This window comes from Pseudomonas sp. DF5, assembly GCF_058148225.1.
The window spans coordinates 61,336-73,807 of the sequence record NZ_JBYVYM010000028.1; the positions used below are offsets into that span (position 1 = coordinate 61,336).

At 59.7% G+C, this 12,472-nt stretch carries 19 protein-coding genes; 14 read left to right on the top strand and 5 right to left on the bottom strand.

The window, feature by feature from the left end; all coding sequences use genetic code 11:
- Positions 1-199 precede the first annotated feature (199 nt).
- Positions 200-388, top strand: coding sequence for a hypothetical protein (locus tag AC30D7_RS23140; RefSeq protein WP_007935646.1), 189 nt, complete (start codon positions 200-202; stop codon positions 386-388).
- A 95-nt stretch (positions 389-483) separates the two neighbouring features.
- Entirely contained in the window at positions 484-765 is a 282-nt protein-coding gene (locus tag AC30D7_RS23145) for a hypothetical protein (RefSeq protein ID WP_490135650.1), read from the top strand.
- Between the two features lie 11 nt (positions 766-776).
- On the opposite strand, the gene AC30D7_RS23150 is transcribed toward AC30D7_RS23145, so the two are convergent.
- Together AC30D7_RS23150 and AC30D7_RS23155 are read right to left on the bottom strand one after the other, a co-directional pair.
- Positions 777-1,007 carry a hypothetical protein gene (locus AC30D7_RS23150; protein WP_007935641.1) on the bottom strand — a complete coding sequence of 77 codons (231 nt, stop codon included), beginning with the start codon at positions 1,005-1,007 and terminating at the stop codon, positions 777-779.
- 72 nt (positions 1,008-1,079) lie between these two features.
- Positions 1,080-1,436, bottom strand: a complete 357-nt coding sequence (locus AC30D7_RS23155; protein ID WP_490135619.1) for a hypothetical protein — start codon at positions 1,434-1,436, stop codon at positions 1,080-1,082.
- A gap of 212 nt (positions 1,437-1,648) precedes the next feature.
- On the opposite strand from AC30D7_RS23155, the gene AC30D7_RS23160 reads away from it, so the two are divergent.
- The 5 genes from AC30D7_RS23160 to ada all read left to right on the top strand — a co-directional run bounded on the left by AC30D7_RS23160 (position 1,649) and on the right by ada (position 4,819).
- Positions 1,649-1,951: a DUF1883 domain-containing protein gene (locus AC30D7_RS23160; protein WP_007900033.1), complete on the top strand. Its 303-nt coding sequence runs from the start codon at positions 1,649-1,651 to the stop codon at positions 1,949-1,951.
- A 28-nt stretch (positions 1,952-1,979) separates the two neighbouring features.
- Positions 1,980-2,150 (top strand): hypothetical protein, encoded by a 171-nt coding sequence (locus tag AC30D7_RS23165; protein WP_086945763.1) that lies wholly within the window; start codon positions 1,980-1,982, stop codon positions 2,148-2,150.
- 127 nt (positions 2,151-2,277) lie between these two features.
- Positions 2,278-2,988 carry a 2OG-Fe(II) oxygenase gene (locus AC30D7_RS23170; RefSeq protein ID WP_490135620.1) on the top strand — a complete coding sequence of 237 codons (711 nt, stop codon included), beginning with the start codon at positions 2,278-2,280 and terminating at the stop codon, positions 2,986-2,988.
- Positions 2,978-3,658 (top strand): DNA oxidative demethylase AlkB, encoded by a 681-nt coding sequence (gene alkB, locus AC30D7_RS23175; protein WP_204125353.1) that lies wholly within the window; start codon positions 2,978-2,980, stop codon positions 3,656-3,658. The genes AC30D7_RS23170 and alkB overlap by 11 nt, the downstream gene beginning before the upstream one ends.
- 87 nt (positions 3,659-3,745) lie before the next feature.
- Complete coding sequence (gene ada / locus AC30D7_RS23180; RefSeq protein ID WP_490135621.1) at positions 3,746-4,819, top strand: bifunctional DNA-binding transcriptional regulator/O6-methylguanine-DNA methyltransferase Ada; 1,074 nt, start codon at positions 3,746-3,748, stop codon at positions 4,817-4,819.
- On the opposite strand, the gene AC30D7_RS23185 is transcribed toward ada, so the two are convergent.
- Positions 4,783-5,271, bottom strand: coding sequence for a GyrI-like domain-containing protein (locus AC30D7_RS23185; protein ID WP_490135622.1), 489 nt, complete (start codon positions 5,269-5,271; stop codon positions 4,783-4,785). The two genes, ada and AC30D7_RS23185, sit on opposite strands and share 37 nt — an antisense overlap.
- A gap of 57 nt (positions 5,272-5,328) precedes the next feature.
- A complete protein-coding gene (acuI, locus tag AC30D7_RS23190) occupies positions 5,329-6,312 on the bottom strand; it encodes an acrylyl-CoA reductase (NADPH) (RefSeq protein ID WP_490135623.1) in 984 nt (327 codons plus the stop codon).
- A gap of 214 nt (positions 6,313-6,526) precedes the next feature.
- On the opposite strand from acuI, the gene AC30D7_RS23195 reads away from it, so the two are divergent.
- From AC30D7_RS23195 to AC30D7_RS23225, 7 genes are all read left to right on the top strand, one after another.
- Positions 6,527-7,591, top strand: coding sequence for an NAD(P)H-dependent flavin oxidoreductase (locus AC30D7_RS23195; protein ID WP_490135624.1), 1,065 nt, complete (start codon positions 6,527-6,529; stop codon positions 7,589-7,591).
- Between the two features lie 151 nt (positions 7,592-7,742).
- Complete coding sequence (gene modA, locus AC30D7_RS23200; protein ID WP_490135651.1) at positions 7,743-8,495, top strand: molybdate ABC transporter substrate-binding protein; 753 nt, start codon at positions 7,743-7,745, stop codon at positions 8,493-8,495.
- Positions 8,496-9,176 carry a molybdate ABC transporter permease subunit gene (gene modB / locus AC30D7_RS23205; protein WP_018929058.1) on the top strand — a complete coding sequence of 227 codons (681 nt, stop codon included), beginning with the start codon at positions 8,496-8,498 and terminating at the stop codon, positions 9,174-9,176.
- A 3-nt stretch (positions 9,177-9,179) separates the two neighbouring features.
- A complete protein-coding gene (gene modC / locus AC30D7_RS23210) occupies positions 9,180-10,259 on the top strand; it encodes a molybdenum ABC transporter ATP-binding protein (protein ID WP_490135625.1) in 1,080 nt (359 codons plus the stop codon).
- 82 nt (positions 10,260-10,341) lie between these two features.
- Positions 10,342-10,602 carry a hypothetical protein gene (locus AC30D7_RS23215; protein ID WP_490135626.1) on the top strand — a complete coding sequence of 87 codons (261 nt, stop codon included), beginning with the start codon at positions 10,342-10,344 and terminating at the stop codon, positions 10,600-10,602.
- A gap of 132 nt (positions 10,603-10,734) precedes the next feature.
- Positions 10,735-10,983 (top strand): hypothetical protein, encoded by a 249-nt coding sequence (locus AC30D7_RS23220; protein ID WP_018929055.1) that lies wholly within the window; start codon positions 10,735-10,737, stop codon positions 10,981-10,983.
- 297 nt (positions 10,984-11,280) lie between these two features.
- Positions 11,281-11,565 (top strand): hypothetical protein, encoded by a 285-nt coding sequence (locus AC30D7_RS23225; protein WP_019578779.1) that lies wholly within the window; start codon positions 11,281-11,283, stop codon positions 11,563-11,565.
- Here the strand turns inward: AC30D7_RS23225 and AC30D7_RS23230 are convergent.
- A complete protein-coding gene (locus tag AC30D7_RS23230; RefSeq protein ID WP_490135627.1) occupies positions 11,543-12,472 on the bottom strand; it encodes a LysR family transcriptional regulator in 930 nt (309 codons plus the stop codon). The genes AC30D7_RS23225 and AC30D7_RS23230 overlap by 23 nt on opposite strands.

A 12,472-nucleotide genomic window follows, 5' to 3' on the forward strand; every position in this document is an offset into this window, starting at 1 on the left:
CTAACCGACGCCATCATAGAGAAATATTCTGATGGATAGTTCCGCAGATAAGCTGCACAACGTCTTATAGATAGCAGAGATCGACGACCTGCGCGGCCATCAGTCTAGCGACAATCTGCCCCACCCTACACCCATCGGCACCCGTTGAGGGCATTTGGCGCTATCATTGCGCACTTGAACCAGCCAACGAGGCAGATAGATGTCGGCAGCAAAAAGCGTCAACGGGTACCTGATCAATCAGGCGAAAGACGGCCAGTGGTGGATAGACAGCGTCGGCGGCGAAAATATTGCCGGGCCGTTCCCGACAGAAGCGTTGGCGATTGAAGTGGCATCGGTGTTGCAGGATCAACCCGCAGCACCCAAGCGGCGCGGCAAGGACAAGCCTTGAGCTGAACCTGGCGTGACCGCAGCCCTGTTTTTTGCAGGGCTTTTTTGTGATTGCCTGCAATGAAGTTAGCCCCCATCACTGACGACGACCACGACATGAAAAAATTCTTGCCACTGATTGCGGTATTGGCCCTGAGTGGCTGTGCCACGTCTGAAACGACTTACCTGAAAAATGGCGAGCAAGGCCTGACCATCGACTGCTCCGGGGAAGCCAACGACTGGGCCAGTTGCTACGAAAAAGCCGATGCCTCATGCGCCGGCACCGGTTATCGGATTGTTGGCACCGACGGCACACCTTCGACCAAGGAAAGCGACAAAACCCTGGGCGCCGATATCGGCAACTATAAAAACCGCAGCGTGGTGGTGGTCTGCAAGTAGGGTGCTCTGCCCTACATATGGATTTCGGCGAATTTGATCCCGAGCCCGCGCACGGTTTCGATCAAATCGTCGAGGCGACTGAAGGACTCGACTTCATCGTTGTCATCCACCAGAAAAAAACTGCGCCCGGCGCTTTTCTTGAAAAACACGATCCACTCCCCCGGATTCGCCGGGTTCTGAATCACATGGGTGGCAGAGATATGACCCTCTGCATGACGCTCCCGCACTTGCTCTCGTTTCATGCTCGACTCCAGAAATGACAATGCCGTCAAAGTGCGACTTTGACGGCATCGATGCTGACCGGGGGTAGTTTATCAGCCGGAAATGCACGCGGTGGCGGCATTGCGCACATCCCATGGGCGCAACGGCACATTGGAGATGCGCTCATGCAGCTTGATGCTGCTGCCGCCGGAGCGGTCTTCAATATCAAACACCGCTGCCGGCCCCGAGGAGAACTTCTGCGGAACAATAACCCGCATGCCATCCTTTTGCGGCTCGACTTGCAGGGCCCCACGGCTACTGGCCAACTTCTCGGTCAGGCACTGGGCGTACTCATGGGGTTTCTTGCCTGAAATCACGTTCATGGTAGGCAGCGAAGCAGTGATGTCCGAGACCGTCGCACATCCACTCACCGCCAATACCAACGGCACGACCAGAACACCCCATTTCATATGAAACCTCCGATAAAGACCCTCCGACAGCACAAATGCTGTTTTTCTCCAAGGCTCCCTGCTTTTATCGCTCATAGAATTCCAAATAACTGTTTTTAATTGTCAAAGCGGACCCCGACAGCCAGATAATAACCTGTTCGGGCTGATAAACTGCGCCAATCGCCCATGCTATCGTTTTGATTTTGTAGAAAAAGCCCTTCTGGAGGCGCCTCATGAAATTTATCCACCAGCGCGAGCACCTCAACGAAGACGACATCGTCGTCATTCAGTGCTCCCAAATGTGCAACATCCGCTTGATGAACGACGCCAACTTCCGCAGCTTCAAGAACGGCGGCCGTCACACGTATCACGGTGGCGCATTCGACACCTTCCCGGCCCGGATCACCGCGCCGAGCACCGGTTTCTGGAACATCACCATCGACACGGTCAACCGCCGGCCGATCAGCGTGACCCGCAAGCCGACGCTGACACACTCGATCAAGATCATCCGCCGCTCCAGCTCTAAGCTGAGCTGAGCCCACACCCGAACAGGCAGGTATGACCGTGGCCCAGACGACCAAATACGTTATCAAATACAAACTCAACGGCGAGCGTCGCTTCGAATTCGCCCAGCTTGAAAACGGCACCGCAGAAGAAGCCAAGGCTGCGCTGGACAAGCTGCATGGCCAGAGCGAAGACGTCATCAGCGAGATCAGCGTCAGCAAAGCGCTGTAACGCGATCTGGAGCGACAACATGGACGTCTGCTCCCCTCGCGAATTCGACCGCAAGCGCCGGAGTGACCGCTCTCGCAACGCTCACTAAACTGGCCGCCTCGACCTTTTGGTCAAGGAGTCAGAACCCTTGTTTACCGATCCGATTCACCACGATGCCCTCGACTGGGGCGCGCTTACGCAGCAACTCGACCAGGATGGCTGCGCGATCATCAAATCGCTTTTAAGCCATAAGACCTGCGATGAAATAAGCGCCCTGTACGACTGCCCCGAACCCTTTCGCTCGAAAGTGGTGATGGCGCGCCACGGTTTTGGCCGTGGCGAGTACAAATACTTCAGATACCCGCTGCCGGATCCGGTGGCCCGGTTGCGCAGCGCGCTCTACCCTCGACTGGTTCCCATCGCCAATCGCTGGTACGAATGCATGGACCTGCCGACCCGCTTCCCCGAATCCCATGAAGCGTTTCTGCAACGCTGTCATGCCGCCGGTCAGGAACGCCCAACACCTTTATTGCTGCAATACGGCCCGCAGGACTACAACTGCTTGCATCAGGATCTGTACGGCGAACACGTATTTCCGCTGCAAGTGGCGATTCTGCTGTCAGAACCGGGAGAGGACTTTACCGGTGGCGAATTTGTGCTGACCGAACAACGCCCACGGATGCAATCGCGCCCGCAAGTCATCGGACTGAAGAAAGGTGACGCGTTGATTTTTGCCGTCAGTCAGCGCCCAGCTAAAGGCGTTCGCGGCTATTACCGAGTGACCCTGCGTCATGGGGTGAGTCGCCTGCACAGTGGAAAACGGCATACCCTTGGAATCATCTTTCACGATGCGCTATGAGCCCATGAACCCGATCACCTTCGATCTGTTTGCCGACGCCGAACCCGAGCAGCAACCCAGGCGCGAGCAGATCGGCGAACAATCCTACGTCCTCAGGGGCTTTGCCCTGCCCTGGCTCGACCGGTTACTACCGGCGCTGGAGGCGGTTCTGACAGCGGCGCCGTTTCGGCAGATGGTCACGCCCGGTGGCTTTACCATGTCGGTGGCCTTGAGCAGTTGCGGCACCTGGGGCTGGACCACCGACCGCAACGGCTACCAATACACCCGCAACGATCCGCAGACCGGCGCGCCCTGGCCTGAAATGCCCGAGGTATTTTTCGAACTGGCCCAGGCGGCGGCGCGAGAGGCAGGGTTCATGGCGTTCGTACCGGATTCCTGCCTGATCAACCGCTATGTTCCCGGGGCCAGGATGTCGTTGCATCAGGACAAAAACGAAAATGCCTACACGGCCCCCATCGTGTCGGTGTCTTTGGGGTTGCCGGCGACGTTCCTGTTCGGCGGTTTCGAACGCAGCGCCAAAAGCCAGCGGGTGCCACTGTTTCACGGTGATATCGTGGTTTGGGGCGGCGTGGACCGTTTGCGTTACCACGGCGTATTGCCGATCAAGGAAGGCCAGCATCCGCGGCTGGGCGAACAGCGGATCAATTTCACTTTTCGTACTGCGCGATGATGCAGTCGAATTCGACCGCAAGACCCGGAGTGTAGCGTCGGTGCCGGCTGGTTAATCTGCATGAAACGGGTCAACGGACATGAAGCCATGACAACTCAATCGCCAACAATCGCCACCGAAAACGATCCTCGCTGGGCCGCCGTGGTCGCGCGCGATCCACGTGCCGACGGGCAGTTTGTGTATGCGGTGAAAACCACCGGTGTCTACTGCCGCCCCAGCAGCCTGGCACGCCTGCCGAAACCGCAGAACGTCGAGTTCTTCGACACGGCCGAGCAAGCTCAGGCGGCGGGCTATCGCCCCAGCAAACGGGCCGCGAAAGATCACAGCGACGTCGCCGCCCAACATGCCGCGACCGTGGCCGCCGCGTGCCGTCAAATCGAATCCGCCGAAACGTTACCGGCGTTGAATGAACTGGCGGAGGCAGCCGGTTTGAGCAGTTTCCACTTCCACCGCGTGTTCAAGGCCATCACCGGCCTGACACCCAAGGGCTACGCCACCGCCCATCGTTCACGCAAGGTTCGCGAGCGCCTGACCGATGGCGGCACGGTTACCGATGCGCTGTATGACGCCGGATTCAATTCCAACAGCCGTTTCTATGAGGCAGCGGATCAATTGCTCGGCATGACACCCGGCGACTATCGCGCGGCCGGGCAGAACAACGACATACGTTTTGCTGTCGGCCAGTGCTCTCTGGGAGCGATTCTGGTGGCACAAAGTGAGCGCGGAGTCTGCGCGATTCTGCTGGGCGACGACCCGCATCAACTGGTCTGCGACCTGCAGGACAAGTTTCGCCGCGCCAACCTGATTGGCGCCGATCATGAGTTCGAGCAGTTGATCGCCAAGGTCGTCGGCTTTATCGAAGCCCCGGCCCTCGGCCTGGACTTGCCGCTGGATGTACGCGGCACAGCGTTTCAAGAGCGAGTGTGGCAAGCCCTGCGGGAGATTCCCGCCGGTAGCACCGCCAGTTATGCCGATATCGCTAAGCGCATCGGCGCGCCGAAAGCCATGCGCGCCGTGGCCCAGGCCTGTGGCGCGAATAGTTTGGCGGTGGCGATCCCTTGCCATCGCGTGGTGCGTAGCGACGGCAACCTGTCGGGCTACCGCTGGGGCGTGGAGCGCAAGCGTCAGTTGCTGGAGCGTGAAAACGCGTCCGGGTCCTGAATGCCGATATAGACCGCCACGGACTCAGGCCCGGTGTAGACCTCGAAGTCCGTGGCGAACTTGCGGCGAACCCGTGGGTTGTCCTCGAAGTAGGCCCAGATAAAGCCCCAGGCCTGAATGACGCTATCGGGCATCGCCCCTTTGGCGCTGAACACCAGGTAATCGCCGCCCTCAACCTGAATCTGCGCAAAGCCCTCGGAGGGCGCGGTGACTGCCACTCCCGCGGTCACATCGAAGTGGCCCGACGCGTCGGACTCGTAGTTGGAATACACGCCGTACATAAAGGAATCCGGTTGTTTGTGGGCGATCTTGTCGAAAATATCCTCGACGAAAAAGCGTTCCCACATAGGGCCGATACGTGCGGTATCCGGCTGCTGCTCTGCTGCATTGCGGGTTCGCACCTGCAAACCCGAGACGCTGAAGGGCTGCACTTCGCGCAGTTTTACATCCATTGGTCGATATTCCTTGTCGCTACAGTTTGTCTGTTTGATTGATTGATGCTGAAACGATCAACGATTGACGTCGACCACCACCCGGCCACGCAACTGCCCGGCAAGCAACCGCGGCGCGGCGTCGATGGCTTCGCTCAAGCCGATTTCGTGGCTGATCAGCGGCAGCAAGGCGAAATCCAGGTCCTTGGCCAGGCGATTCCAGGCCAGTATCCGCCGGGCTTTGGGTTGGGTCACGCTGTTGATCCCGGCCAGGGTCACGCCGCGCAATATGAACGGTGCGACGGACGCCGGGAAGTCCATGCCCTGAGCCAGGCCGCAGGCGGCGACGGTGCCGTTAGCCTTGGTGCTCGCGCAAGCGTTGGCCAGTGTGTGGCTGCCGACCGAGTCGATCACCGCTGCCCAACGCTCCTTGGCCAACGGTTTGCCCGGCTCCGATAACGTGGCGCGATCAATGATTTCACTGGCGCCCAATTGCTTGAGGTAGTCGTGTTCGGAGGTGCGGCCAGTGGAGGCCACCACGCGGTAGCCGAGCTTGCTCAGCAGCGCGATGGCGAAACTGCCTACACCACCGTTGGCGCCCGTCACCAACACCTCGCCCTGTTCGGGGGTCACGCCGTTGTGCTCCAGCGCCAGGATGCTCAGCATCGCCGTGTAGCCGGCCGTGCCAATGGCCATCGCTTGCGCGGCGGTGAATGCCTTGGGCAACGGAATCAGCCAGTCGCCATTCAGGCGAGCTTTCTGCGCCAGCCCGCCCCAATGCCCTTCACCCACGCCCCAGCCGTTGAGCAGGACTTGATCACCGACCTTGTAGTCCGGATGACTGCTGACTTCGACAGTGCCTGCCAGGTCGATCCCCGGCACCATCGGGAATTTGCGCACCACCGGGCTGCTGCCGGTGATCGCCAGGCCATCCTTGAAATTCAATGTGCTGTAAGCCACACGCACCGTCACATCGCCCTCGGGCAATTGATCGTCAGCGATCTCTTGCAGCGTGGCCCGGTAACCGCTGTCATCTTTGTCGATCAGAATGCCTTTGAACATCACTGCCTCCAGGTGGAATCGCTCAGTTGTCGTGCTGTTGAAATAACACAGGGAACCCCATCACCGTACCCGACTTTAAGCCAATCCCCATCGGCTGGCGCCTTGCGGATCATCCTGTACGCATTAAAAACTCGACTGGCCTTGCGCCAGGCATTACTGATACAAACTTGCTTCTACCGTCCCTGCCCTGTTTCGACGTCGGAGAACACTGCACATGAGCCAATGGCCAGACACCCGCATTCTTGACCTGCTCGGGATCGAGCTGCCGATCATCCAGGGCCCTATGGCCGGCGCGACGACTTCGGCCATGGTGATTGCTGTGTGCAACGCCGGCGGCCTCGGCTCCATGCCCGCCGCAATGCTGAGCATCGAGCAGTTGCGCGAAGAACTGAAGACGATTCGCCAACACACCCAGCGTCCGTTCAACGTCAATTTCTTCTGCCACCAACCTCCGCCGCCGGATGAGCAGCGCGCCCGGGATTGGAAAAACCTGCTGGAACCGTACTACCGGGAATTGGGCGTCGACTTCGACGCACCGACGCCGGTGTCCAATCGCGCGCCTTTCGATAACGCGGCCTGCGAAGTGATCGAAGAGTTTTGTCCCGAAGTAGTGAGTTTTCACTTCGGCCTGCCGGAAAAATCGCTGCTGGATCGGGTAAAAGCCACCGGGGCGAAAGTTCTCTCCTCAGCGACTACGGTCGAAGAAGCCATCTGGCTGGAGCAGCATGGCTGCGATGCGATCATTGCGATGGGTTACGAGGCTGGCGGCCACCGGGGCATGTTCCTCAGTGATGACTTGAGCAGCCAGGTGGGTACTTTCGCGCTGGTGCCGCAGGTCGTTGATGCGGTGAAAGTGCCGATCATTGCGGCGGGCGGGATTAGCGATGCGCGTGGCGTCGCAGCGGCTTTCATGTTGGGCGCATCGGCGGTTCAGATAGGTACGGCTTATTTGTTCACGCCAGAGGCCAAGGTCAGCGCGTCCCACCACAAGGCGTTGCGCACGGCCAAGGAAAGCGAAACAGCGGTCACCAACATTTTCACCGGGCGCCCGGCGCGCGGGATTCTCAATCGGGTGATGCGTGAACTCGGGCCGATGAGCGCCAAAGCACCGGCCTTCCCCTTGGCAGGCGGTGCGCTGATGCCACTGCGGGCAAAAGGGGAAGCGGATTTCAGCAACCTTTGGGCCGGGCAGGCGTTCACCCTGGGCGTTGAACTGACTTCGGCAGAGCTGACCCGGCGATTGGCGGATGAAGGATTGGCCAAATTGATTCACCGCTAGGACGGGGGCCCGTAGCAGCAGGCTGCGCCAGCTGCTACAGGGCGCGCGTGAATTCCGACGTGCACATCCCATTCGTTCCGTTTACAGGCATTTCGCTATATATTCCGATATATAGCGTTTCACTCGCCTACCACGGAGCCGTTTCATGACCATGCGTGCCTCACGTTTTGCCCCTGTGTGCCTGTTCAGCGTGTTCGCTTTCGGGTCCGCCCACGCGGATGAAGTCCAGGTCGCCGTTGCCGCCAACTTCACTGCGCCGATCCAGGCCATCGCTGCCGATTTCGAGAAAGACACCGGGCACAAACTGGTCACCTCCTTTGGTGCAACCGGCCAGTTCTATACCCAGATCAAGAACGGCGCACCGTTCGAAGTGTTGCTCTCGGCGGATGACACCACTCCACAAAAACTCGAGGCCGAAGGCGACACCGTCAAGGGTTCGCGCTTCACCTACGCCATCGGCACGCTGGCGCTGTGGTCGCCCAAGGAAGGTTATGTCGACGCCAAGGGCAAGGTTCTGAGCGACAACCAGTATCAGCATCTTTCCATCGCCAACCCGAAAGCCGCCCCATATGGCCTGGCTGCCACTCAGGTGCTGGCCAAGCAAAGCCTGACCGACAAGGTCAAAGACAAGATCGTTGAAGGCCAGAACATCACCCAGGCTTACCAATTCGTGTCCACCGGCAATGCCGAACTCGGTTTTGTGGCCTTGTCGCAGATCTACAAAGACGGCAAAGTGACCAGCGGTTCGGCCTGGATCGTTCCGGCCAACCTGCATGATCCGATCAAACAAGACGCGGTGATCCTCAACAAGGGCAAGGACAACCCGGCCGCCCAGGCATTGGTTGACTACCTCAAGGGGCCGAAAGCCGCCGCTGTTATCAAATCCTACGGTTACCAACTCTAAATGACGCTATCGAGTGCCGATTATTCCGCGATCTGGCTGACCCTGAAACTGGCGTCCCTGACCACGGTTATCCTGCTGATCATTGGCACTCCGATTGCGTTATGGCTGTCGCGTACCCAATCCTGGTTGCGCGGCCCGGTCGGGGCGATCGTCGCCCTGCCCCTGGTGCTGCCACCCACGGTGATTGGCTTTTATTTACTGTTGGCGCTCGGCCCGAACGGGTGGATCGGCCACTTCACCCAATCGCTGGGGCTCGGCACCCTGACCTTCAGTTTTGCGGGGCTGGTGATCGGCTCGGTGCTGTACTCGATGCCGTTCGTGGTCCAGCCGCTGCAAAATGCCTTTTCCGCCATCGGCACTCGCCCACTGGAAGTGGCCGCCACCTTGCGCGCCAACCCCTGGGACACGTTCTTCAGCGTGATTGTGCCGCTGGCCCGTCCCGGTTTCATCACCGCGGCCATTCTCGGTTTCGCCCACACCGTCGGCGAGTTCGGCGTGGTGCTGATGATCGGCGGCAACATTCCCGACAAAACCCGCGTGGTTTCAGTGCAGATCTACGATCACGTCGAAGCCATGGAATACGCCCAGGCCCATTGGCTGGCCGGGGCAATGCTGGTGTTCTCCTTTGCAGTGTTGCTGGCGCTCTACTCCAGCCGTAAAACCAAAGCGGCCTGGAGCTGATCGATGATTCAAACGCGCTTGAAACTGAGCTATTCGGGATTTGCCCTGGATGTCGACCTGCAACTGCCTGGCCGCGGAGTGACTGCGCTTTACGGTCATTCCGGTTCGGGCAAAACCACTTGCCTGCGTTGCATCGCCGGCCTGGAACAGGCCGAGCAGGGTTTTATCCAGATCAACGATGAGGTTTGGCAGGACAGCGACAAGCGGATTTTCGTCCCGCCGCATCAACGCGCCGTGGGATATGTCTTCCAGGAAGCCAGCCTGTTCCCGCATTTGTCGGTGCGGGCCAACCTTGAATTTGGCCTCAAGCGCATCCCCCGCCAACAGCGGCGGGTCGACATGGCGCATGCCACTGAACTGCTAGGGATTGGCCATTTACTCGACCGCAATCCGCAGAATCTTTCCGGCGGCGAGCGCCAGCGTATCGGCATCGCCCGTGCCCTGCTCACCAGTCCCAAACTGCTGCTGATGGACGAGCCACTGGCGGCGCTCGATACCCAGCGTAAAAACGAAATCCTGCCGTACCTGCAACGATTGCACGATGAGCTGGACATCCCGGTGTTGTACGTCAGCCATTCCCAGGATGAAGTCGCGCGGCTCGCCGACCATCTCGTCCTGCTCAGCAACGGCAAGGCTTTGGCCAGCGGCGCCATCGGCGAAACCCTGGCCCGGCTCGATCTGCCGCTGGCGCTGGGCGATGACGCCGGCGTGGTGATCGAAGGGCACGTCAGCGCCTATGACGCCGACTACCAGCTGCTGACCTTGCAACTGCCCGACACCGACCTGAGCATTCGGGTCGCCCACGCGCCGATGACCAAGGGCCAGGCATTGCGTTGCAAGGTTCAGGCGCGGGATGTCAGCCTGAGCCTGCAAGGCGTCGAACAGAGCAGCATCCTCAATCGCCTGCCGGTCACGGTGATCAGTGAAGTCGGCGCCGACAACGCTGCTCACGTACTGATCCGCCTGAATGCCGCCGGCACACCGCTGCTGGCGCGAATCACCCGCTACTCCCGGGATCAACTGGGCGTGCACCCCGGCCAGCAACTCTGGGCGCAGATCAAGGCGGTGGCGGTGCTGGCCTGAACCCCGTCGCCGAGACGTATTCAAGGGGGCACTGAACCGACGAACGACCCACCAGTTTTTTGCATGATCGCAATGGGCTTCTATGCTTGATCTGAACACGAATAGCTTCGGTGACGCCATGGAAGACATTTTCGTTGTGAAACGCTGCAACAAGATCATTGTTCATGGCCGCCGGGCCGGAGAAACCGGTCACCCACCACCCGACGCCGCCGTCTGGTATCGCATCGTCGATACCCGCACTCGCGGCTTCATCGGTGATGGTTACGATCTTGAAGAGGACGCCAAGCGCGAATGTCGCCGGCTTAACGCTGCCAGTTCGCCGGTGTCGCACGGGCTGGCTTGACGCCGGCCGCTTTCATTTTCCGGGTCTATACTTGAAGGAGCTGAAGGACCAGCGACCCATCGGCAGAAAGCTCGCTCCCCCGCGGGCTTTTTGTTGCCCTTTAGCCGATTTCCTTGAACGGAGGTGATTGTCATGTCCGAGAAAGAGTCTATCGCCACCCTGCTCACCCTGCTTGACTCCCGTCAGGCCCGCCTTGCTGCTGCGTGCAAGGAGATCGCCGACTGGGTCGATCATCAAGGGGGGCATCCGACAGCGCTCAGGATTCGTGACCGCTTGAACGACATCGAGAAGGACACGCCGCAGATTCGCAGCGCGTTGTCTGCACTCAAACATGTCGAGCCGCCACTGCCTCGGTTCAAATCAGGCGACCGCGTTATTTGAGCCAGGGAAAGAGTCCAATTCAGCACACCTGAGCGGTGACCTCTTCGTCACCGTGGTTATGCCTGCCTGCCAGACTCGCGCTACATCCCAACCCGGCCCAGTTTGCCGGGCTTTTTTTGTGCACGCGGCGGCCATTTCACACCGTCTTCACAACCGAACTCCTACAGTTCACTTGCTCCTTTGAAAACATCCCCTGGCCCGCCCGCATGCGGGCCATTTTTTTGCCTGCCGTAACGCGAACGAACGCCCTCACCCGCTAGATGTCGAACGCTTACACATCACGAAGGAGTATGTCCCATGGTCACTCACTTCAAAGTCGGCGGGCACCTGGCCTGCGGGCACAAAGGCAGCAACCTGACTTCCAGCAGCATATTGAACCGGGTGAAATGCAGAAGCTGCCGCAACACCGATGCGTACAAGGAAGCACGCAAAGCCGAACGCAACGCCGCACGTCGGGCCGCACGCAAAGCCAAAGCCACCCATGCTGCCAATGACTGGCGCGCATCCTGGGTACAACGGCTGATCGAGATGCCCGGACTGCAACGGCTACCGCGTGGCTTTACTGGCCAGCCATTTGTATAGCTGACACGCCAGGCGTGAGAATTTCCTCTAGAAAATCGATAAACACATTGATCCGGCTGGATCCCCGGTGGTTGGGCAAGTACAGCGCGTTGATGCAGCTGCTCGCACTGCCGGGATTGACTTCGTAGTGTTCCAGCAATCGCGTCAGCCGGCCTGCGGCGACATCGTCGCGCACCAGCCAGTCGGCCAGCAGGGTCACCCCGCCGCCGGCGATTGCCGCTTCGCGCAGGATGTCGGCGTTGTTGCTTTGCAGGCGGCCGTGCACATTGAGCTGGATGGCTTCCTTGTCGCCCTGGAACGTCCAGCACTGGTGCGAACCAGCGTAATCAAAGCGCAGGCATTGGTGCTCGAGCAAGTCGCGAGGATGACACGGCGCCGTGTGGCGGCTCAGGTAATCCGGGCTGGCCACCACCCAGCGCTGGAAGGCCCCTACCCGTTTACTGACGATGTCTTCACTGACCACCGACGATCCGAGACGCACCGACACGTCGATCTGTTCGCTCAGCAGGTCACTGACCTGATCGCTCAACGACACACTTATTTCCAGTCCCGGATGGCGCTCGAGCAATCGGCCCAGATGCGGCGCGATGATCCGCCGACCAAACTCGACGGGCACGCTGATCCGCAGGCGTCCTTGCGCCTCGCTGCCACGGTCGGCAACCACGGCATCGGCTTCGTCGATGGCGTCAAGAATCGCCACAGCCTTTTCGAAATAGGTTTGCCCGGCGACGGTCACGCTGGTGTTGCGTGTCGTGCGGTTGAGCAGGCTGGCGCCCAGCTCGTTTTCCAGCCCCGCCACCTGGCGAGTGACCGAAGACGTCGAGATGCCGAGCTTGCGCGCCGCAGAGGAATAACCGCCGCAACGCACGGTTTCAACAAACATCTTCAGTGCCAGCAACTTGTCCAT

What these genes read in the sequence shown, in the direction of transcription:
- acuI (WP_490135623.1), bottom strand. Translation starts at nt 6,312, where the DNA reads ATGTTCAAAGGCATTCTGATCGACAAAGATGACAGCGGTTACCGGGCC.
- modA (WP_490135651.1), top strand. Translation starts at nt 7,743, where the DNA reads ATGCGTGCCTCACGTTTTGCCCCTGTGTGCCTGTTCAGCGTGTTCGCT.
- AC30D7_RS23150 (WP_007935641.1), bottom strand. Translation starts at nt 1,007, where the DNA reads ATGAAACGAGAGCAAGTGCGGGAGCGTCATGCAGAGGGTCATATCTCT.
- AC30D7_RS23195 (WP_490135624.1), top strand. Translation starts at nt 6,527, where the DNA reads ATGAGCCAATGGCCAGACACCCGCATTCTTGACCTGCTCGGGATCGAG.
- AC30D7_RS23220 (WP_018929055.1), top strand. Translation starts at nt 10,735, where the DNA reads ATGTCCGAGAAAGAGTCTATCGCCACCCTGCTCACCCTGCTTGACTCC.
- AC30D7_RS23230 (WP_490135627.1), bottom strand. Translation starts at nt 12,472, where the DNA reads ATGGACAAGTTGCTGGCACTGAAGATGTTTGTTGAAACCGTGCGTTGC.
- AC30D7_RS23160 (WP_007900033.1), top strand. Translation starts at nt 1,649, where the DNA reads ATGAAATTTATCCACCAGCGCGAGCACCTCAACGAAGACGACATCGTC.
- AC30D7_RS23225 (WP_019578779.1), top strand. Translation starts at nt 11,281, where the DNA reads ATGGTCACTCACTTCAAAGTCGGCGGGCACCTGGCCTGCGGGCACAAA.
- ada (WP_490135621.1), top strand. Translation starts at nt 3,746, where the DNA reads ATGACAACTCAATCGCCAACAATCGCCACCGAAAACGATCCTCGCTGG.
- alkB (WP_204125353.1), top strand. Translation starts at nt 2,978, where the DNA reads ATGCGCTATGAGCCCATGAACCCGATCACCTTCGATCTGTTTGCCGAC.
- AC30D7_RS23185 (WP_490135622.1), bottom strand. Translation starts at nt 5,271, where the DNA reads ATGGATGTAAAACTGCGCGAAGTGCAGCCCTTCAGCGTCTCGGGTTTG.
- AC30D7_RS23145 (WP_490135650.1), top strand. Translation starts at nt 484, where the DNA reads ATGAAAAAATTCTTGCCACTGATTGCGGTATTGGCCCTGAGTGGCTGT.
- AC30D7_RS23215 (WP_490135626.1), top strand. Translation starts at nt 10,342, where the DNA reads ATGCTTGATCTGAACACGAATAGCTTCGGTGACGCCATGGAAGACATT.
- AC30D7_RS23155 (WP_490135619.1), bottom strand. Translation starts at nt 1,436, where the DNA reads ATGAAATGGGGTGTTCTGGTCGTGCCGTTGGTATTGGCGGTGAGTGGA.
- modC (WP_490135625.1), top strand. Translation starts at nt 9,180, where the DNA reads ATGATTCAAACGCGCTTGAAACTGAGCTATTCGGGATTTGCCCTGGAT.
- AC30D7_RS23140 (WP_007935646.1), top strand. Translation starts at nt 200, where the DNA reads ATGTCGGCAGCAAAAAGCGTCAACGGGTACCTGATCAATCAGGCGAAA.
- modB (WP_018929058.1), top strand. Translation starts at nt 8,496, where the DNA reads ATGACGCTATCGAGTGCCGATTATTCCGCGATCTGGCTGACCCTGAAA.